Source organism: Bdellovibrio bacteriovorus (assembly GCF_002208115.1).
Lineage (GTDB): Bacteria > Bdellovibrionota > Bdellovibrionia > Bdellovibrionales > Bdellovibrionaceae > Bdellovibrio > Bdellovibrio bacteriovorus_C.
Map to the genome: position 1 here is coordinate 2,760,317 of NZ_CP020946.1, position 20,505 is coordinate 2,780,821.

Below are 20,505 nucleotides of genomic sequence, written 5' to 3' on the forward strand. Positions count from 1 at the left end.
GCTTACTCTGCCCGTCGCTCCCAGATAAACGACAGATCCTCTTCCCCCATCAGAACTTTCAGATACAAGCGACCGTTCATCTCCCGAAGGACGGTCCAGCTTTCAAAGCCCAAACGCATGTCAGAATCCTGAGAACACCAGGGTGCATTGTCAGGATGAACTTCAACCACCTTCTGATAAAGCTGATCCTGACTCAATGAGTACTGAGCCCGTCTTTCACAAAACCCCTGCTCCCCTTCGCGCCAGTAGCGCAAGGTGTTTTCAGTGTTAGAACTGAAGTGATAGACGATCTGCAACGCCGGATTCGGCGGCGGCAACTCTTGCCCCTGATACAGAAGACCCACAAAAATCCAAATTCCCAGCAGGCTCATAACCATCCTCGCTTGGAAAGAATCCCATTCACTTTTCGCGCGTCCTCCATCGACAGACCTTCAGCACAAACCTCTTTCAATGTGCCGCCAAAATCAGCGAAGTCACTGCCTGGCACCAGGCGATTCAAAACCGCCATGGAAAAATCCAGGCCCTTTTTAAAACCCAGTTGCTCAGAGATTTCCCACAAGGTGCCGCTGACAATTCCGGAATCGTGATACAATCCCCCATTTCGGTCCGCCACCGTAAGATCATTCAAGACGGTCCGGCGAAAAGGGGCTTTCTTGTAAGAGGCTTCGCCCATACGGGGACTTCCCAGTTGCATAGCTGTGAAATAGTCGGCAAAGCCCTCGTTCAGGGATCCACCTTCCCCTTCAAAGGGAAGTTTCGCCAGCACATCAATCACCGCGTGAGCACTTTCATGCACTACAATGGACGGATCGCGCGGAATGTTCTGATAGAATTCCCCGTCGCCCTGGCCCAAACGAATTTTCCCCTGGTAATAGAAGGCCGAATTGGTTTTTTCAGGATAGCCCACAAACACTTCGGCCTGCACCTGAAACGGCATTTTGAATCCCAAACGGTTTTGAAACCAGTTGAACGATTCATTCAAATATACAAACGCCTGCGCTTGATCAAAGCGATGGTCCTGCGTTGAAAACTTCAACGGACCTGCCACTTTGTCGATCTTGTCGGGGGCCTGCGAACTTACATACACCCAATGATTGGCCAGAGTGGGTTCCAGATAAAGACCTTTTAAGGGAACCTCTTGCACAGATCCCAACAAGGGGCCGCGCGGATACACCCAGGCGCTGGTATCAATAAACTGAGAACCCGCAGGCCTGATAGAGCGTACTTCCAGATTTTGATTCAACTTCAGTGTCCACATCTGGCCTTTGAGATCCATATAGTCCACCTGCCAGATGACTTCATAAAAACCACCTCGCTGGGTAATCACCGGAGTCACGCTTTGCGGGGGACGCTTGCGAAACAAAGGAAAAGCCGATTGAAGTTTCCGATGAATTCCTGAGGATTGCTCCGCGACAGAAGCCAAATCCAAGTGGGCAAAAGCGATCTCCGGTTTGACAGCACCGGCCCGGACACGCTTTAAAACACCATCGGTGGCAAGGATCTCTTTTTTGTAGGCAGATTCAACCACCAGCCCTTGATAAATCTGAGGTTGCAGACGAACCCATTCCCGAGCGGAGAGGTTCTTTTCTGCCGGAGCGAATTCGAAGCCCGCAAGCTGCGCAGTGATCTTAGTCTTGTCGCCCTCTTTCCAATCGTAAGTATAAAATGACGCCTTGGTGCAGCCGACAAAAATTAAGGAAAGTAAAATCAGGATTACGTGCATGGCAGCGATCCCTTCAAAAAAAAGAGGGCTTTAAAAAGCCCTCTTTTGGGTGCAAGTTCTTACTCGATCATCACTGATTTTTCGATGTAAGTGCCATCCCCATTTTCAAAGTGCAAAGTGTGTTTTCCCGGGGCAAAACGGCCCAGACGGACTTCTTTCTGGAAAGGAATCAGAACCATCAGGCACATGCCCGGGCTCACTGTCGCGATGGATTTGACACTATGATAGTAAGTGTCTTTGTGATCAATTTCAGCGCTCTTCCATTTGTAACAGCCATTTTGGAAGATGCCGTTCACCACAACATAAACATCAGATGCGGAATCAAAACCACCCGGAACATAAACACCACTGATGCCAATCTGAACATCTTTGGCCACACCCTGTTCCTGGGATGCCATTGCTGAAGAACCAAGACCTAACAAAGCTGCCATAATCAGAGAAACGAATTTCATAGTGACTCCTTGAACTCTGCCGGTCATCGGCAGGGACCCGTGCTTGGGTGATTGCACTGTATGCCCGCCAAAAAAAAACAAGCATGACCATGATCATGCTTGATTCTATGAGTTATAGGAATCCATCCCCCGAGTGGAGAGATTCATTTCAAATTAAGCTGCTTTCCAGCCTTCTTCGTCCATGTCAGAGTGCGAACTTGTCCCTGATGCCAGTTTGGCGACAGGTGCTTCAACGCCTCTGTCCCCGTACACAACATTGTTCAGCTCATCAACGACATTTTTCATAATGGCTGCCTGAGTATTGATCTCTTGAGCCGTGCCCGCGATTTCTTCAGAAGAAGCCGCATTGGACTGCACCGACTGATCCAGTTGGTTCATCGCTTTTGAAATCTGAGAAATACCTGTGGACTGCTCTTCGCTGGCCATGGAAATCTCGTTGTTCAAATCAGAAACCTTCTTCACAGACGTCACGATGGCCTTCAGCATTTCACCGGATTTGGCGGATTTGTGTGTTCCGCGCTCGATCTTTTCAACGGATTCCTTGATCAGACCCGTGATGTCTTTGGCCGCCGATGCAGATCTTTGCGCCAAAGTACGAACCGCTTCCGCAACCACGGCGAAACCTTTACCGTGTTCACCGGCACGTGCCGCCTCGACCGAGGCATTCAGGGCCAGCAAGTTTGTCTGGAAGGCGATATCATCAATCACGTTGATGATTTCTTCGATTTGTTTGGACGATGCTGAAATCTCATTCATGGAAGACAGCAACTCGCCCATCTCTTTTTCACCCTGAACCGCCGTTTCAGAAGACTGCGCGGAAAGCGCCGCCGCCTGTTTCGCATTGTCTGAATTCATTTTCACCATGGAAGTCATTTCTTCCAAAGCTGCCACCGTTTCTTCCAACGAAGCTGCGGAAGAACTTGAAGATTCAGAAAGGGACTGACCTGCAATGGACAACTGATGGATCGCAGAAGAAACCAGATCACCGGAGTTCTGCAATTTTTCAGCAAGACCGCTGACGGACTTGGAGATATAGCGCGCAATCATCATCACTGCCGCCAACAGCACAAAGATGCCGGTCAAAGAAATGATGATTTGAGTCCATACCGCCGCACTGGCTTCCGCCAAAACAGTCTTGGTCGGAGTTCTAACGATCAATGCCCAAGGCTCTTCTGTTGCGCCCACGTTCATTGGAGACACCACATACAGGTACTCAAGGCTGTCTTTCGGATCAACGCCGGTGATAACCAGTTCTTCACCTTTACTGATAGCCGCTTTGAATTTATCCGCTTCAAACGGGTATTCCGCCGCTTTGGTGATCAATGCTTCATCCGGATGGGAAACATAGTTCCCTTGGGCCGTCACCAGGAAGGCTTGTGAAGTTTCAAACGGCTTGATTCCCGCCGCTTTTTTCTGAAGGTCCTTCAGCGGCAGATCCACACCCGCCACGCCGACGAATTTACCATCAATCACGATAGGCACAACCGCAGAAGTCATCAACACCTGCACCCCATCAATTGGGTACAGATAAGGCTCCACCATGGTTTCTTTCAAACGCTGTTTTGGCACAAGATAATAGTCACCCTCACCCTGCTTGGCGTAACCCACCAGCGGCGTCAATGAGGACTTGCCCTTTTCCCAGTTCAGGTACGGAACAAAACGACCGGTTTCATCGTGGCCTTGCACAGACACGTATTCAGAGTCCTTGCCATCCCAGGCATTCGGCTCCCAGCCCGTCCATGTACCGATCACGAATTTGTTTTTTTCCAGAATCTCGCGCAAAGCTTCAGCGACCTGGGAGCGGCCGGTGTTACCGCGCTTTTTGAAGGACTCAAGAATGTGAGCCACGTTGCGGGAAATATCCAGGCCGCGTTCCACTTCCAAACGCATTTCCGTGGCATACGCCCTTCCCATGGCCACCGTCTTTTCCGTTGCGGCTTTTTCCGCATTGTCATGACTGTTGCGAGCCATCAGGAATGTCATCGTTCCCAACACCAGCAAGGCGATAAGAATGATCGGCACTGCCAGCTTCACCTGAATTGAATAGCTTTTTTTCATGGACGTCCCTTCTGACGAAAAAAGATCTGAGAATCTCTTCGGTCAAAAGGGCTCACATATTAATGGGACCTTAGATCAGCCTTTTTCCTGCTGGGCCAAGGTCTGATAGAACACCTCGACCAAAGCACGGCTGTCCGAGTTCTTCTTATAATAGAACATCAGATCGATTTCATAGTGCATGTCTTTGACGTACACCCGATTCAAACGGCCTGAACGCACCTGTTTCTTGATGGAGTGAGCCGGCAGGAACCCCCAGCCCAACCCCGCCTCGATCACGCGCTTCAAAGTTCCGACGTTGGATGATTCAAAGATCGAATTGACCTTCGCCCCTTGGGTCTGGATCTTTCCGTGCAGTTCACTGTAAAAAGCCGGGAACTCTTCAGTAAAATCCACCAGCGGGAAAGATCCCATGTCCTTCACCATGATTTGTTGGGGCATTTTTTCGTCTTTGCTTGAACCCACAAGCCACATTTCTTCTTTTAACAAGAAACGCTGCTCACTGCTTTCAAGCTCGGAAGCAAACTCGGTTTGGACATCCGGCAGAATCAGCACGTCGTACTGGCCTTTTTTGTATCCCTTGATCAGCTCTTCCCCACGATCGTACTCAATCTTCAGGGTCAGTTCCGGGTTGTGGCGCATCAGACGTCCCACAATGGGACTCATCACGTGCAAGCCCAAAGAGTTCAGTGTCCCAATTCGCAACTGTCCCTTCATTTGATTACCGATGGATTTAATCGCGATTTCAGCCTGTTGGGTCAGATGAATGATCTTCTTGGCATACTCATAAAGCACCTCCCCTTGAGGAGTGGCCTTGATTGAGCGCACGCCCCTTACCAGGAGCTCCACACCTAGATCTTCCTCCAGATTGCGAATCTGCTGAGACACCGCAGGTTGAGTCAGATAGAGCTTATCTGCCGCAGCAGTCATGCTCCCTTCGCTGATGACAGTCACAAAGGTGGTCAGCTGATAAAGGTTCTTCACAAGAAAATCTCCCTTTTGCTCTTTGATCCGAGAGGAAATTGTTATTATACTTGAACTTCAAACGCCTATTCCGGCAAAGCCGGAGTACCAATGGTCAACCAGCCGAGGTCTGCATGAAGTTACGTTTGTTCGCATCACTCGCCGTTATTCTACTCAGTTTTAGCGCCCATGCAAAAGTCTTTCGTAATGCTTATATAGCTTTCGAAATGCCGGAAACCTGGAAGTGCAACCTGGAACAAACCGAGTGGGTCTGCCGAAGCGAACAAACCAAGGAAGCCAAAGAGGCCATCATCATCCTGACCGCCAAAGAAGTCGGTCCGACGGACACCTTTGCGCTGTATGAGTCTCACCTGAATGCGCCGATCTCTGTGGCCCTGAAGGGTGGCGGCGCCTCTGAATCAAAAATTGTCTATAAATCCAAATCCGTTCAAATCAATGACCAGACCTGGATTGACTCTCTTCACTTGGGTTCTGAAGTTCCCAACTACTTCACCCGCTATCTGGCGACCATCAAAGACAAAATCGCCATCCTGATCACCTTCAGTGCTCATAAGCAGTACTATACCAAGTACAGCCAGGACTTCTTCAAGGCCGTGATGAGCTTGCGTGTGATCGCTTCCAAAAACCTTCTGGCAAAACCAGAGCTGGGCCCAATCCGCCCAGGATCTGAAACCCTGGGAGCACCGATCAGTTCCGCGATGCCGGCAGACATGCTTCAGGGCGAGGAAGAAGGCGGCAAAGGCAATAACAAAGCCCTGCTGCTGGGCGGAGCGGTTCTGCTGGCAGCCCTGGGAGCTTACATCTTCCTGAAAGCCCGCAAAAGAAAACGCTAAGAGTTCACTTAAAGACTTAAAACAAAAAAACCCGCTCTGTCTTCAGAGCGGGTTTTTTATTTGTACTGTTTGTTCTGTCTTATTTGATTCGCTCAATGGTCGGCTTGTACTTTTCAAACTGTGGAATGATCTTTTCATCCCCATAGACCAGAACCTTGAACTTCGCCGGTTCCACCGCTTTTTTGAAGGCGGCGTTGGCATCCTTCGGTTTGATGTTCCCGACTGTTTTATTATAGTCCGTCAGGTAATCCACCGGAATGCCATAAAAGTCCAAGGCCAGAAGGTTGTAAGCCAATCGGTCGGCCGTTTCAATGGCCCGTGGGAACTGCCCGATCAACTGGTTGCGACCCGCTGCCACTTCCTGTTCGGTGGCGCCACTGGAGGCAAAGTCAGAAACCACCTTCAGAGCCTCTTCCATGGTCTTTGCCGCCGTTTCATTTTTCGTAAACGTCGTCACATCGTAACTGCCGCGTTCTTTACGCACATCAAAGTAGGAATAGATCGAATAAGTCAGCCCCTGATCGTCACGCACTTTCTGATTCAGGCGGCTGGCAAAGCTGCCACCCACAGTCTCATTGGCCAGACGCAGGCGCAGGAAATCGTCATTTTTGCGGGCAATACCCAACTGCCCCATGCGAATCTGAGTCTGCTGCAGACCCTTTTTGACAATAAGTTTGACCTGCAGGGACTCATTTACTGGCGGCGCATCCACGGCCACTTCCGGAATAGTGCGTTTGGTCCACTTGCCGAAAACCTCCTGAATTCTGTTTTCAAAAGCCAGATCGAAGCTTCCCACCACTGCCAGGGAGGCATTGTTCGGACGATAGAATGTCAGATAATGCTTGATGATGTCCTGCTTGTTGATAGAACGCAAACCGTCGGGGGTGCCATTGGTATCCCGTCCATAGGGATGGCTGCCAAAAATAAACTGATCCATTTTTTCATCAGCAAACGAAGAAGGATTGTCGATCTTCTTTTGCAATGCCGCCAGCATCTGCGAACGCATACGCCCGATTTCAGCATCTTTAAATGCCGGATTCATCGCGACATCCGCAAACAGACTTAGTAAAGTGTCAGCACCGGCGGACAATGAATCGGCATACACCGTCGTCACGTCCGCTCCCGGGGAAACATCCACCGAAGAGCCCAACTGACCAAATTCATCCGCCAGCTTCAGGGCATCACGGCTTTGTGTTCCCTGCTCGAGCAAATAAGCTGTCAGCGCATTCAGGCCTGGCTTCTGAGACCCTTCCTGCATGCTGCCGGTTTTCATCATCAGGGTCAGACTGACCCGAGGCAACGAACTGTCATGAATGAAGAACACCTTCAGACCGTTTGAAAGTGTGATTTCCTTGTAGGGCTGAAGTTTGAAAGAACCATTCCCCTTGGTCACATAGCCATCAGATGGCGGCTTGCTGACCGTTTTTTTACCGGAACTGGAGCAGGAAACAACCGCAGTGCACACCAAAGGCAAAGTCAAAGCTAAGGCTAAATTTCTCATGTCTACTGTTCCTTTTTCACTTTGGGTTCAAGGGTGATGATCGAGCGCTGTGTTTGTTGGGTGTATTTGTCGGCCACTCGTTTAATGTCATCCGCTGTCACGGCCTGGTATTTTTCCAGATCTGTGAACAGGCTTTCATAGCTGCCAGTCACAATCTCGTTCACGGCCAGGGCGCGCGCTTTGCCGTCCATGGTTTTCAAAGAATCCACAAGATCCTTCATCACCTGGGTTTTGGCTTTTTCCAGCTCGGCTTCAGAAACTTTCTGATTACGCAGTTTCCAGATTTCGTTGTAGACGATATCCAAAGACTCCTGAGAGGTCTGGCCCGGCTTCAGGTTTACACCCACCGCGAACATACCTTCATCCTGCATGGCATAGTTATAGGCATAGGCTGAGGTGGCGGCCTGTTTCTGATACACCAGACGCTTGTGCAAACGGCTGGAAGTGCCATAGCCCAGAATGTTGGCCGCCAAATCAAGAGCATACATATCAGGCTGACCCTGCTTCGGGCTCTTGAAAGCAACCACGAACGAAGTGTTTTGAACGTCTTTGCGCAAAGTTGCGTTCTGCTGAACTTTCTGTGCAGGTTCGGAAGGGTATTTTCTTTCCGGCAAAGGACGGGACGGCAGTTTGCCATAGTATTTTTCAATCAGGCTTTTCACTTTGGAGGTATTGAAATCCCCCACCACCACCAGCACCGCATTGTTCGGCACATAGAAAGTGTTATAGAAGTAGCGAAGCTTTTCAGAATCATAAGCCTCGATGTCCTTCATATAGCCAATCACCGGCCATTTATAAGGATGCACTTTGAAGATCGTTCCCATCATCAACTCACGCAGCAGGCCCATGGGATTGTTGTCGACTCTCCAGCGGCGTTCTTCTTTCACGACTTCTTTTTCGCTTTTCAGATCTTCCGGGCTGATCAGCAGTGAACTCATGCGATCCACTTCCATGTCCATGACCAGCTCCAGCTTGGAGCTTGGCAGGTTTTCATAAAAGCCCGTGTAGTCATTGGTGGTGAATGCATTATTGGTGATGCCATTTTCGTGGAAGATACGGTCAAAGGACTTACCGTCATACTTCTTAGCACCCTTAAACATCATATGTTCCAGCATGTGTGCGGCCCCCGTCACTCCCGGGGATTCATCGCGGGAACCCACGCGATACCAGGTGTGATAGCTGACCATCGGAACGGCGTGGTCTTCCAAAAGAAGCACTGTCAGACCGTTTTCCAGCGTGAACTTTGTCACTGGCAGGGAAATCTTCATGTCGTTTTTCGGAGCCCATCCTTGAATGGTTCCGATAACGTCTTTTTCCGGAGCTTTCGGTGCAGGGGTTGGGTCCACGGCGTAAGCAGACAGGGACAGGCTCAGCCCCAGGAGCAAAGTTGAAATCCGTTTCATAGATGCTTCTTTCGTTGGTTATGCAATAGCCCCTAGTTTGAAACTGAGGGGCTATGAATACAACGACCTTGAGGACTTTTAAGACTTTTGGCAGATATTGCCGCAGGAACTACGGAATCAAACTATTGCACCTGATTATTGAACGACGAAGTCAGAGAAGAAAACATCCTTCACAACACCACGACGAAGAATACCATTCACTTCACCGGCAATCTTGTCTTTCAGGAACAGCTTGCCCTGAATGCTGTCGAGGTCTGAAAACGGTTTTTCATTGAGCAGGCGGACAATGCGGTCACGGGCTTTGGCGCGGTTTTCCGGCTCCATCACCTCTTCAAAACCCTCTTTACCCAGCATCTGCAGGTTGATCTCCAGACGGATGGTGCGCTTTGGCTCGCCGCCCAGATTCACCGTGAACTTATCCATGGTATAAACCAAAGGCGCCAGATCCGCTTCATCAGAAACAGAGGCCAGTTCGCGATCGGCATCTTCTTCGGTGATTTTGGGACTTTCCCATCCCATCGTCGAGGCATAGACCATGTAACCACCCGCGCCCATCACAGCCAAATTCAGGACTGCGAAGACAATCTGAAATAGCATGGCGGTATTCTTTGGTTTTGCAGACGTCTCTTGTGCTTCAGCCATTTGTAACCCTCTGTTCATTGAAACTATCGGTGAAACAGGCTTAGGTCTTAATATCAAAGGCCACTTTATTTACATTTTAATTACACGGAAAACGTTTAACCTCTGGACACCCGAGGACAGGCACTTGACAAGTTTAAGCCCTATTCGGGCATAATAGTATTTATGAGACTATTGCTCACGGGCTGTGCTTTATTTGCGTTGAGTCTGCCGGTTATGGCGGGCCCTGCTGTCGCGCCGTCTTCTCAAATTGAAACAGACCTGCTGCCTGCTTCCCTGCTTCAGATTTCTGAAACCGAAGCCTTTTCCCGCTATGTGTTCCTGGTGGATAAAGAGCAGCGCAAACTTTCTGTGTTTGAGCGCAATGGTGAATTGATTCAAAAAATCACCGAGTACCCTGCTGACATCGGCAAAATGGGTGGCAACAAAACCAAACGTGATGATCATAAAACTCCGGAAGGCATTTACTTCCTGCAAGAGCGTTTGAGCCAGCCAAAAATTCCGTTCAGTCTTTACGGGGCTTTGGCCTTCACGACGAACTATCCAAATCTTTTCGACAAACGCGAAAACAAAACCGGTTCCGGAATCTGGTTGCATGCGATTCCCGACTCGGTGCCTTTGACCCGCGGCTCTCGTGGCTGTGTCGTTGTTCGCAACGACGTGATCAAGAAGCTTGCGGACTATATCAAATTGGGTGAAACACCTATTTTGATTTTTGATCACGTGAACTATGTTTCCAAATCTGAACACGACAAGCGCCGCCAGGATCTAAGCCGCTTCGTGGAAAGCTGGAGACAGGCCTGGGAAAATCAGGACATTGAAAAATACCAGACCTTCTATGACGAAGGCTTCAAGGCTCCGGGCTTCAATTACAAGTCCTGGATGAGCCACAAAAAGAATCTGAAGTCCAAATACGAGTACATCAAAGTTCACCTGTCCCAACCGTACATCGTTCAACACAACGATCAGTTGCTGGTGAAAACTCTGCAGCGCTATGAATCCGACAAACACGTCGATTATGGTGTGAAGACAATCTATGCCCTCAAGTCCGGTGACACTTATAAAATCATCCGAGAAGAGTGGGCTCCGTTCAGTCAGCAGGAAGTGGCGGCCGCGATTGCTCGCGAAAACTCCATGACAGCTTCCTCCCAAAAAACCCAATAGCCGGTTCTAAAAACAAAAAAGCCACCCTTATCAGGTGGCTTTTTTTTATTTCGATCAGTTGAAACTATTTGTAACCCGCTTTTTTCATCAGCTCGATGCCTGCTGGCACAAGCTCAGAAACCGCATTTACGTTGGTCATGTCTTCAGCAAAACCACCGAACTCTTTCAGGATTGGCGCCATGTCGGCTTCTTTGCTGGCAGGGTACTGACTGAAACCACCAGCAACCGCTTCCTGAACCGGCTTGGAAACCATGAATTCAAGGAACGCATTGGCTGCCGCCGTATTTTTGGAGGACTTGGTGATACCGATACCCACACCGTTGATGTGCGCACCAACTTTGTCCTGCTCAAGGAAACGAACGCCCACTGGATAATTCACATCATCACGAACAATCGGCGCCAGATAGTACGTGTTGGCAACACCGATCGCGCAAGTGCCGTTGGCGATAGCCGCGATCACGTCACGGTCACCTTTCAAAGGCTCTACGGCAAAGTTTTTCACCCATGATTCAAGCAGCGCTGTTGCCTGGATTTCACCGAAGTGTTTGATGAAGTAAGCAGCCATTGCTTCGTTATAGCTGTTTTTGGAGGTTCTTACGCACAACTGACCTTTCCATTTAGGATCGCCCAGGTCCGCATAGGTTTTCAGATCTTCCGGATTCACTTTCTGGGTGTTGTACATCACCGTGCGTGCACGATAGAACAACAGGAACCAGTTCTTGTCGTCAGAGATCAAATGAGAAGGAACTTTTTCAGTCACACCCTGGGATGTGAAGGACTGCAGGAAACCTTTGCGGTTCGCCTCACCCATGTAAACGATGTCTTTATCCAGATAAAGATCCGCGCGGGAGTTCAAACCTTCAGTTTCAAGTTGTTTCAAAAGATCAGTCGAGGATGCAAACACCACTTCCACTTCAATGCCCGTGGCTTGAGTGAATGGTTGCAGGATTGGCGCAAGTCTTTCGCCGTCATAAGAGGAATAAAGTACCAACTTGTCAGTTTTAGCCTGAACGGACACAGCCGCCAACAGAGTCACGATTGCGCTCAAAATTCTCATCAGTTGCTCCTTTGAAATTTTGGACACAACTAAGGCATTCCACTGCAATCGTCAAATTTTTCAGGGAAATATCCGAACGAATCTCAGTACACTTTCAATGCGTTTTCGTTTAGGGAACTACGGCGGCTAACTACCCCGGAACCCAGTTCACACAGTAAAAACGACTGAAAGGCACATCATCAACCTGCACATCATTCTGCGGATGAACCAGCACAAGCTCATACACCATGTTTTTCTCCGGCACCAGATAGGCCCGAAATTGGGACCACGGAGAATCCACCACAATCTTTCCGGATGCCGAAACATACTTTTTCCAGCCGAAGTCTTTGGTCATGCGGTCGGCCTGGTAAAACATCAGACGGCTGCGCACGTTCTTCCCATCCACGGCCAAAGAGTAACGAAAGATCAGATTCGAATTTTTAAAATCGCCCCGGCATTGAAAGCTCTTTTCGGAAGCTTGGACGAGTGGAGCTGATAAAAGAACAATCAGAATAAAGAGCAGTCTCATAAGACTATTAGTGACCTGGAGACAGACTCGTGCAAGCAAAAGACCCGCAAAGGACAGGATAACGTTCCACGAACCCCTGAAACGCAAAAAGCACAACCCCAGGGTTGTGCTTTTTTAGATTTCACAAGAAGTGACGAAGCCTAGTGGTTGTCGTCGTCTTTTGTGTTTTTGCCGTCCATAGTGAACGTCTCAACGTTGTGAGAAAGATCTGGAAGTTGCTCAAGGTGCTTTTGCCATTCTTCTTTAGTCATCTCACCCGCGTTGATCTTGTTTTCAGTCATACGCTTGTCATACTTCAAATTTTTGTTAGCTTGAGCCAAAGACATAAATCCCCTTTTCGCAATCGAGCCCCCATTTATAGCCCAAAAAAAAGGCCCCGTAAAGGGGGCCGTTTGTTAGTTCCAGTATTTCGGAGGTTTTTCGTTCTTTTCGTTATTAACAACTAATCTCAGGTTCCGGCCCTTGCTCTTGGCCTTCTTTTTCCATTCATTCCGGTCAAACCAGCCCTTCATTTTAAGGCAGATAAAGCCGGCCACGATCCCGCCCAAGTGAGCCAGATAAGCCACTTCCCCGCCCGCGACGCTGGAAGTCATAAGGGAGGCCAACTGCACCAGACCCATCAAAGCCACGAAATACTTGGTCTTCATCGGGAACAGCATAAAGAAGTACACGATGCGCTCGCCGAAGATCATCCCCTGCGCCAGCAAAAGACCGAAGACCGCCCCCGAAGCCCCCACCACCGGCACAATCAGACCAGTTTGAGAACCCGTGATCAGGGCATAAACCCACACACCCAGGCAGTACAGGATCGCCGCGCCCACCCCGGCTACCAGATAGTAGATCAGGAAGAACTTGGAACCCCAGCGCTGCTCAAGCTCGGCTCCGAAGAACCACAGCATCAGCATATTAAACAGAATATGGGTCACCTGCATGGAGTGCAGGAACATGTATGTGAACGGCTGCCAGATATGGAAGTCGAACAGCACCTTACCCGGGAACAGGCCAAAGATGGACGTGAAAGGAACACGCAGGAAACCTTCCAAGATCACTTGGAAAACAAACCAGATAGCCACATTGATGATCAGCAGCCACTTCACCACCGGAGTCATGGGAGCTGTTTGGAAAGTCACGCCTCTATTCATATTTTCTTAAAATACTCCATACCTTCTCGTAGGTCTGCTCAAGACTTTCAACCAAGACCTTGGTCTCAGCAATCAACGGGAAGAAATTAAGGTCCCCGGTCCATCGGGGAATCACATGATAGTGCAAGTGCTCAGGAATCCCCGCCCCGGCCACCGCCCCGTGGTTCAAACCCACGTTAATGCCACCTGGCTGGTAAAGCTCATTCAAGGCCTGCATGGTCAGACGAATGACATTTTGCAGGTCATGGTATTCTTCATCAGAAAGTTTTAACAGATCCCCACAATGGCGTTTTGGCAAAACCAAAAGGTGCCCGCTGTTATAAGGGAACTTGTTCAGAACCACCATCGAGTGCTTGGATTTAAACACGCACAGGGTCTCAAAGCTGACTTTTTCCTCTGAAGCCCGGCAAAAAACACAGCCGTCGGGTTTGATCAGTTTACGCACGTATTTCATGCGGTCCGGACGGAACAAAACATCACGCTCCATCGGCCAGACATCCTTGCCGATCTGAATTTTACCATGAGCGGCCACGGGGGCCTTGATGGGCGCTTTTCTTTTCGCAGGGGTCTTTTTCGCGGATGTTTTTTTGCGCGCCTTTTTGGCTGCTGCCATGCTTACTCCGTGCTGTCAGTGAAATAGCTGGAGGTGCCTACCAGACGGTTTTCAACAAAGAAAACCGTCACACAATTCTTGCGCATCTCGAAGCCGATTTCAGTTTTGTTACCACCCGCAGGATTCAACAAAACCAGCTCTGTTTCAAGCTGCGGCGTCTCGCAGACCAAAGGTTTCAGTTCAAAAACAGTGACGGGAACGTAACCGCCCCCGCCCGTGATACCGACAAATTCAAATTTCTGGCCCGTTTTAAACACCACGCCCGGTGCAGGCTCCAGATCCGCGGTCAGATAGTAAATACCTTCCCAGCGGACATCAAACCAGGCTTGAGGCTGACGCGGATCCTGAGGATTCGCCCCGGCCAAAGCCGTACTAAGCACTGTCAGTAAAAACAGAGCCACATTCTTCACGGATTACTCCCAGTAACCCGGCATCAACATCAACGGCTGATTCAGATATTTCGCGCGCAGGATGTATTTCATCGCACCTTCCATATCCGCACCGAAAGATTTGCCTTTCAGAACATCGGCGAATTCCGCCATGCTGTTCAGGTCGTCTTCCGTGTCACCGCCACCAAGATCAAAGATGCTGACTTTCTTTTTTGGAACTTCAAAGACATCGTAATTGTCGCCCAGCTTGGCGATTTCCGCTGCCAGTTTCACAGCGTCGTCATAGTAACCAACTTTGTCGGCAAAGCCCACTTTCACAGCGGTGGCACCAGTGAACACGCGCCCATCGGCGTATTCAGCCACAACTTCCTCTTTCAGTTTGCGCTCTTCAGCCACAGTGCCTTTGAACTGCGCATAGACTTCGTCGATCATGCTTTGGAACAAGGATCTTTCATCTTCACGCATCGGGCGATATTCAGCCCCCGAGTCCTTGAATTTGCCCGAGGTGATGGAATAACGGGAAATCTTAGCCCAGTCGTACAGTTTTTCCAGATTCGCAAATTCCATGATCACACCGATGGATCCAACCAGCGCCCCTGGAGCCACGACGATCTTGTCGCAGGCCACGGCGGCATAGTAGGCACCACTGGCCATCACGCCTGTGCTGACACAGACAACCGGCTTTTTGATTTCATCACGAACGCGTTTGATTTCAGCGAACATTTCCTGGGAAGGCCCCACAGATCCGCCCGGAGAATTGATGCTGATCAGGATCGCTTTGACCTTGTCATCATCACGGTACTTTTTAAGATTTTTAATGAACTTCTTGCCGTTAAGAATAACGCCGTTCATTTCCAGATGCAGAATGGTGTTTTTGGCAGTGACACGTTTGTCTTCACTTCCGAAGAAGTCCCCGCTCATTTTCAACAAGGCACCCAGGCCTACGAACACCAAAAAGATAATCACCAGTTTTTTGAAAAAGCTGCCCTTCATACCAACGCTCCCGAACGGTTTGAAATAGGTCCCTTTCCAAATAAAAAAAGGGACCCTACTAGGGTCCCTCTTTAAAACTTGTCAGTCAATGCCGGGTCAGGGTCCAGTCGCGTCGTTTTGCAACGACTCGACCTTTCTCCTATTCACGACTATTGCTTGTCAGTTTTTACGTTTTTCAACTGGTCAGCAAACAAGTCACCGAAAGTGGACTTGGAAGTTGCAGTCGCTTTTTTAACGTAATCGTCAACATCCGCTTTTGCTTCGCGAAGTTTAACAAGTTTTGCAGACAAGCCGATCTTACGAGCGTCTTTGTCGATAGAGATAACTTCAGCTTTTACAGACTGACCTGGCTTGATGAATTCTTCAACAGAGTTGATTTTTTCAGTAGTCAGTTCAGAAATGTGGATCAAACCTTCGATATCGGATTCAAGCTCAACGAATGCACCGAAGTCAGCTGTTTTAGTGACTTTAACATCGTGTTGAGTGCCGATAGCGTATTTGTTCTCGATGTTTGACCAAGGGTCAGACTCAAGTTGTTTGATACCCAAAGAGAATCTTTCGTTCTCGATGTCCACGCCCAATACAACCGCGCGAACTTTTTGGCCTTTAGCATAAAGTTCATTTGGATGATTTACACGTTTAGTCCAAGAGAAGTCAGAGATGTGAACCAAACCGTCGATGCCTTCTTCGATGCCGATGAAGATACCGAAGTCAGTTACGGATTTCACTTCGCCTTCGATGATTGTACCTGGAGCGTATGATTCTTTCATTTCAACCCATGGGTTGGCCTGAAGTTGTTTCATACCCAAGCTGATGCGGCGGTTTTCAGTGTCTACTTCAAGAACCACTACTTCAACTTCTTGATCAACAGTCACGATCTGAGAAGGGTGTTTTACACGTTTAGTCCAGGACATTTCAGAAACGTGGATCAGACCTTCAATGCCTTCACCAAGCTCAACGAATGCACCGTACTCAGCCAAAGATACAACTTTGCCTTTCAGTTTAGTGCCTGGAGGGTAAGAAGCTTTTACGGATTCCCAAGGATCTGCGTGAAGCTGTTTCATGCCCAAAGATACGCGTTCTTTTTCTTTGTCATACTTAAGAACTTTAACTTGGATTTCGTCACCAACGTTCAACATCTCAGAAGGATGTTTTACGCGGCCCCAAGACATATCAGTGATGTGCAACAAACCGTCCATGCCACCAAGGTCGATGAACGCACCGTAGTCAGTGATGTTTTTAACAACACCAGTAACAACAGAACCTTCTGCCATAGTGTCAAGAGTTTGAGAGCGCAAGCTGTCACGTTCTTCTTCAAGAAGCGCGCGGCGGGAAAGAACGATGTTGCCACGTTTCTTGTTGAACTTGATAACTTTGAATTTGAACTTCTTGCCCAGGTATACGTCCATGTTGCGAACCGGACGCAGGTCGATTTGAGAACCTGGAAGGAATGCTTTAACGCCGATATCAACGCTCAAGCCGCCTTTAACTTTAGCAACAACAGTACCTTCGATAACTTCTTCGTTTTCTGCTGCTTTAGAGATGTCTGTCCAAGCACGAAGCATGTCTGCTTTGTCTTTGGAAAGAACGATCATGCCGTTTTCGTTTTCGATACGGTCGATCAAAACTTCTACTTTGTCTCCAGCTTTCACATCGCGTACGCCGTCAACAATACGGAATTCGTTGATCGCGATCAAACCTTCAGACTTGTAGTTGATATCAACAAGAACGTAGTCAGACTGAACTTCAACTACAGTACCTGTTACAACGTCGCCGACTTTGAAGTCTTGTTCTTTCATGGAAGCTTCGAATAGAGAGTCGAAGTCGCCACCTTTGTCAGCTTTCGCATTCAAAATGCCAGGATTTGCTGGAACCTTTGCGTCTTCAGCATCCAAGAAAGCAAGAACTTTCTGTTTCTCCAATGCGGCTTTGTTCAATTGTTTTGTCATATCGTTTTTTGTAAACCTCCCACGTAGTAAGACCTCTTGGATCCTACCCGTAACCTTTCTTCGCTCTTAAGGCGAATCACTGGTTTAGCGACCTAAGGGGTCGGAAGTCAAAGGTTTTACGCACGCCAGCGAGGTTTTCGTGGTCCTGTGTTATTTGAGGTAAACTTGGGACGCAAAAAAGGCCCTCGAAAGGGCCTCAAGTCGCATATATTTCAATACAGCTATTCCCGCTGAGACTGCCTGCAGGCTTGGATTTCACTGTCAAACCACTCTTCCTGCTTCTCATAAGAGGCTTTATAGCCTTCAAAGCGCTTCAGACGCTTATTCAGATCCTCTTCCCGCAGGGTGATCAGGGTGCCGGATTCATCCACTCCGGTCTGCCGGGCGAGCTTGTTTTCTTCTTCTGTCAGGATGTTTTTCGGAATCATGTCGACCTTGCCACCGGCTTGCGGGCTGGTCTCCATTTTACAGTCGCGCAGAACGCCGTACTTGCCCTTGTTTCCCAGATCACGGTTGCCATAGATGTTTTCCTCCATCGTATAGACATCCGTCTGCACCTCCTGAAGGTGCTGAATCAGATTCTTCTTTTCCTGCACGACATAGCTGTCATCGCGCTTGCCGACGGTTTCCTGCCCCATAAGCTGCGCGTCCTCAAGCTCGGTATCCAGCTTGTCTTTGGAGGAACAACCCACCAGGCTTGCGACCACAAGCCCCGCCAGCCAAATTGTTTTCATAATTCACCTCGCCCTTCCAGAATACCGTGCGGAACGAAAAAACCAGCTTGTACTTTTACAAGGCCCGCTGACAGCCCTGGTCCTGTCCTGATTTCATGGTCTGATTCGGAGGCAATCCCATGAAGTACCTGCTGTTTTTGCTGGGGCTGATCAGTGCGACCGCACAGGCCCGTTATGAAAAACACATCGACTCGGCCCTGGATTTTCTGGCGCACTATCAGACGACAGGCCGCGAAGGCTATGAGCCCGGTCAGTGGCGATCGCGGGTGACGTCCTATGTCCCCAGCGCGATCGGCGTGGGCAGGTTTGGTGTCGCTTACGATGAGCCCAGCGCCTTTTCAGCCGCCGCCACCTCCAACGTTCTGGCAGAGACCTATTTTTACAATCCCCGTCTTGGCAAGATCCCACCCATGGTACGCAAAACCGCCCTGGGGCTGGCCCCCTATCGCTGGGGAAACCTGTTTAATTTCTACCCACCCTCCAGTTTCAAAGGCGTTCCGACCCGCGGGCCGCGCAACATGTATCTGGCCCCGCAGTGGAAAGGTTTTGCCAACATCCCGCCGGACGCCGACACCACCTCGGTCACTCACACCTATTTGCATTTGCTAAAAAGCCTGGAGGCCGGCCAATCCCCGCGCCACAAGGCCGCGGCCCTGCCTGAAGAGGTGATCGACGCCTTTTCTTCAGCCCGCGACCTGTCCCGCCTTCCCCACACTTACAATGCCGCGCAACTGCACGTGAACACCGGGGCCTTCATGACGTGGCTGTGGGACGAAAAAGATCCGGACATGCCACGCAATATCTTTGCAGCCCCTCATCGAGGCACGCGGATTCCGTTCAACGTCAACGACGTCGACTGCGTCGTAAATGCCAATGTGCTGAAACTTCTGACCTACGCCAGGAAAACCGAAGGACCCGGTTATCAGGCCAGTTGCCGGCACCTGAACCGCGTTGTTGAAAAAAGACAGTTCTATTTCTGCGGAATGTACTATCCCAGCCGCTATGCTCTGCCCTATGCGATGGCTGCCACGATCAATGCCGGGGCTTCGTGTCTGGAGCCCTCGCGACAAAAGCTGCTGAACTATATTCTGGCCCTGCAACACAAAGACGGTTCCTGGCGAAACAGCTTTATGGCAAGGCCGGATTATGCCCATTCCACCGCCTGGGCACTGAACACATTGTTAATTCTAGGCGACCCCAAAAATGAATGGCATCGGGAGCGTGTGCGCCGGGGGGTGAATTTCCTGCTGTCGCAGGCCCAAAAAGATTCCACCGGAAAGCTGTTCTGGAGTGGTCAGGTGTTCTTTGCCGCCACATTTGTGGCAAGATTTCCGGTGGTGTGGAGGTCAACTGGTTACACCACGGCCCTGGCCGTGAAAGCCCTGACCCTGGCTGATTTGCGCTGGAATTAAGGTGGAGTGTCGTACAGATCCCGATAACTTTTCTTCATGTCCGGCGGAAGCTCCTGCATGAAGTACTTATAGATTTTGCCCTTCACATTTTTTTCACGCACGGCGCGGGTCAGATCTTTCAAAATCTGTTCGCCGCGCAGGGATTTTTCACAGGACGCCCACACCGAAATATGGTTGGGCATGTTTTTGACATTCAAAAATTTCAGCGCAGGCACGGCGATATTGTTGCGCTCGTAATCGGTTTTTTCCAGTGCGTAAGCCAAAACACCGTTGACCCGCTTTTTTTCCAGCATCAAAAAAAGATTTCCCATGGCACTGTCACCGACAATCTTTGTCGCATGCCCGCTGTGGGAAAGAATGTCATCAATCTGCTGGGTGTAGGCACGGCTTTGAATAACCCCCAGGCGAAATTTCCCGGTGGCCAGCAGCTCTTTTAAATCCACGTCCTTTTGATCATCCCGGATCCCCGGCGTGCCTTTGGCGTGCACCACCAGCCCCACAGGAAAAGCCCGCGCCAGTTCGTCGCCAAAAATCAGAAATTTTTCCCGCTCTTTGGTTTTTTGCAAAAGCACCGTGCAATACCCACCCTGCCCACTGAAAAGCTTTTCCGCCCGCGTGAACGACACCCGCACAAAACGGTGCGAATAGCCCGGCAAGGCCCGTTCTATTTCCTGATAAATGCTGGCAAAAGGTCCCTTAGCTTGTGAAATATCAACCATCATCCCCTCGCCTGAAAGCACCAAAAACGGAGGGAAATCATTCACGATCCACTGAATAGCAGGCTTCTGCGGCGGCGGTTCAATCGCCCCAGCAATTTGTGGCAAGAGCCACATTGAAAATAGAAAAAGAAAACGAAAGGTACTGTTCATAAAGTACCTAAAGATTATCAGCAACGGCTAAATCTTCCGAAGCTACCATCAAGAGAAACTGTCAAATTACTTGAGTGCCCGACAG

The 20,505-nt window shown here is 49.6% G+C and carries 21 protein-coding genes; 3 read left to right on the forward strand and 18 right to left on the reverse strand.

Annotated elements, in window-relative coordinates; all coding sequences use genetic code 11:
• Positions 1–2: 2 nt before the first annotated feature.
• The 5 genes from B9G79_RS13215 to B9G79_RS13235 all read right to left on the reverse strand — a co-directional run bounded on the left by B9G79_RS13215 (position 3) and on the right by B9G79_RS13235 (position 5,214).
• Positions 3–371: a hypothetical protein gene (locus tag B9G79_RS13215; protein ID WP_088565927.1), complete on the reverse strand. Its 369-nt coding sequence runs from the start codon at positions 369–371 to the stop codon at positions 3–5.
• On the reverse strand, positions 368–1,723 hold the full coding sequence (locus B9G79_RS13220) for a hypothetical protein (protein ID WP_088565928.1): 1,356 nt from the start codon (positions 1,721–1,723) through the stop codon (positions 368–370). Before B9G79_RS13220 ends, B9G79_RS13215 begins: the two co-directional genes overlap by 4 nt.
• A 59-nt stretch (positions 1,724–1,782) precedes the next feature.
• Positions 1,783–2,175 carry a hypothetical protein gene (locus B9G79_RS13225; protein ID WP_088565929.1) on the reverse strand — a complete coding sequence of 131 codons (393 nt, stop codon included), beginning with the start codon at positions 2,173–2,175 and terminating at the stop codon, positions 1,783–1,785.
• Positions 2,176–2,328: 153 nt separating this feature from the next.
• The gene (locus B9G79_RS13230) at positions 2,329–4,233 is read right to left on the reverse strand and encodes a methyl-accepting chemotaxis protein (protein WP_088565930.1); all 1,905 of its coding nucleotides are present in this window, start codon (positions 4,231–4,233) and stop codon (positions 2,329–2,331) included.
• A gap of 75 nt (positions 4,234–4,308) precedes the next feature.
• Positions 4,309–5,214, reverse strand: a complete 906-nt coding sequence (locus tag B9G79_RS13235; protein ID WP_088565931.1) for a LysR family transcriptional regulator — start codon at positions 5,212–5,214, stop codon at positions 4,309–4,311.
• A gap of 113 nt (positions 5,215–5,327) precedes the next feature.
• Here B9G79_RS13235 and B9G79_RS13240 point away from each other — a divergent pair, with 113 nt between their 5' ends.
• Positions 5,328–6,047, forward strand: coding sequence for a hypothetical protein (locus B9G79_RS13240; protein ID WP_088565932.1), 720 nt, complete (start codon positions 5,328–5,330; stop codon positions 6,045–6,047).
• 79 nt (positions 6,048–6,126) lie between these two features.
• Here B9G79_RS13240 and B9G79_RS13245 read toward each other — a convergent pair whose 3' ends face one another.
• The 3 genes from B9G79_RS13245 to B9G79_RS13255 all read right to left on the reverse strand — a co-directional run bounded on the left by B9G79_RS13245 (position 6,127) and on the right by B9G79_RS13255 (position 9,593).
• A complete protein-coding gene (locus B9G79_RS13245) occupies positions 6,127–7,548 on the reverse strand; it encodes a M16 family metallopeptidase (RefSeq protein WP_088565933.1) in 1,422 nt (473 codons plus the stop codon).
• A gap of 2 nt (positions 7,549–7,550) precedes the next feature.
• Complete coding sequence (locus tag B9G79_RS13250; RefSeq protein WP_088565934.1) at positions 7,551–8,951, reverse strand: M16 family metallopeptidase; 1,401 nt, start codon at positions 8,949–8,951, stop codon at positions 7,551–7,553.
• Positions 8,952–9,086: 135 nt separating this feature from the next.
• On the reverse strand, positions 9,087–9,593 hold the full coding sequence (locus B9G79_RS13255; RefSeq protein ID WP_088565935.1) for a flagellar basal body-associated FliL family protein: 507 nt from the start codon (positions 9,591–9,593) through the stop codon (positions 9,087–9,089).
• Positions 9,594–9,755: 162 nt separating this feature from the next.
• Between B9G79_RS13255 and B9G79_RS13260 the strand changes: the two genes are divergently transcribed.
• Entirely contained in the window at positions 9,756–10,754 is a 999-nt protein-coding gene (locus B9G79_RS13260) for a L,D-transpeptidase family protein (protein WP_088565936.1), read from the forward strand.
• Between the two features lie 64 nt (positions 10,755–10,818).
• On the opposite strand, the gene B9G79_RS13265 is transcribed toward B9G79_RS13260, so the two are convergent.
• The 9 genes from B9G79_RS13265 to B9G79_RS13305 form a co-directional block, all read right to left on the reverse strand.
• On the reverse strand, positions 10,819–11,811 hold the full coding sequence (locus B9G79_RS13265) for a Fe(3+) ABC transporter substrate-binding protein (RefSeq protein ID WP_088565937.1): 993 nt from the start codon (positions 11,809–11,811) through the stop codon (positions 10,819–10,821).
• Between the two features lie 130 nt (positions 11,812–11,941).
• Entirely contained in the window at positions 11,942–12,319 is a 378-nt protein-coding gene (locus B9G79_RS13270; protein WP_088565938.1) for a hypothetical protein, read from the reverse strand.
• A gap of 140 nt (positions 12,320–12,459) precedes the next feature.
• Positions 12,460–12,645 (reverse strand): hypothetical protein, encoded by a 186-nt coding sequence (locus B9G79_RS13275; RefSeq protein ID WP_088565939.1) that lies wholly within the window; start codon positions 12,643–12,645, stop codon positions 12,460–12,462.
• Positions 12,646–12,714: 69 nt separating this feature from the next.
• The gene (locus B9G79_RS13280; RefSeq protein ID WP_232468671.1) at positions 12,715–13,461 is read right to left on the reverse strand and encodes a rhomboid family intramembrane serine protease; all 747 of its coding nucleotides are present in this window, start codon (positions 13,459–13,461) and stop codon (positions 12,715–12,717) included.
• Positions 13,454–14,074, reverse strand: coding sequence for an HIT family protein (locus B9G79_RS13285; RefSeq protein WP_088565940.1), 621 nt, complete (start codon positions 14,072–14,074; stop codon positions 13,454–13,456). Before B9G79_RS13285 ends, B9G79_RS13280 begins: the two co-directional genes overlap by 8 nt.
• Positions 14,075–14,076: 2 nt before the next feature.
• Positions 14,077–14,484 carry a hypothetical protein gene (locus B9G79_RS13290; protein ID WP_088565941.1) on the reverse strand — a complete coding sequence of 136 codons (408 nt, stop codon included), beginning with the start codon at positions 14,482–14,484 and terminating at the stop codon, positions 14,077–14,079.
• 3 nt (positions 14,485–14,487) lie between these two features.
• Positions 14,488–15,456: a signal peptide peptidase SppA gene (gene sppA / locus B9G79_RS13295; protein WP_088565942.1), complete on the reverse strand. Its 969-nt coding sequence runs from the start codon at positions 15,454–15,456 to the stop codon at positions 14,488–14,490.
• A gap of 149 nt (positions 15,457–15,605) precedes the next feature.
• Complete coding sequence (locus B9G79_RS13300) at positions 15,606–17,405, reverse strand: 30S ribosomal protein S1 (protein WP_198298014.1); 1,800 nt, start codon at positions 17,403–17,405, stop codon at positions 15,606–15,608.
• A gap of 221 nt (positions 17,406–17,626) precedes the next feature.
• Positions 17,627–18,139 carry a hypothetical protein gene (locus B9G79_RS13305; RefSeq protein ID WP_088565943.1) on the reverse strand — a complete coding sequence of 171 codons (513 nt, stop codon included), beginning with the start codon at positions 18,137–18,139 and terminating at the stop codon, positions 17,627–17,629.
• A gap of 119 nt (positions 18,140–18,258) precedes the next feature.
• Here B9G79_RS13305 and B9G79_RS13310 point away from each other — a divergent pair, with 119 nt between their 5' ends.
• Positions 18,259–19,551, forward strand: a complete 1,293-nt coding sequence (locus tag B9G79_RS13310) for a prenyltransferase/squalene oxidase repeat-containing protein (protein ID WP_088565944.1) — start codon at positions 18,259–18,261, stop codon at positions 19,549–19,551.
• Here the strand turns inward: B9G79_RS13310 and B9G79_RS13315 are convergent.
• Positions 19,548–20,384 (reverse strand): TIGR02285 family protein, encoded by an 837-nt coding sequence (locus tag B9G79_RS13315; RefSeq protein ID WP_232469316.1) that lies wholly within the window; start codon positions 20,382–20,384, stop codon positions 19,548–19,550. The genes B9G79_RS13310 and B9G79_RS13315 overlap by 4 nt on opposite strands.
• Positions 20,385–20,505 lie beyond the last annotated feature (121 nt).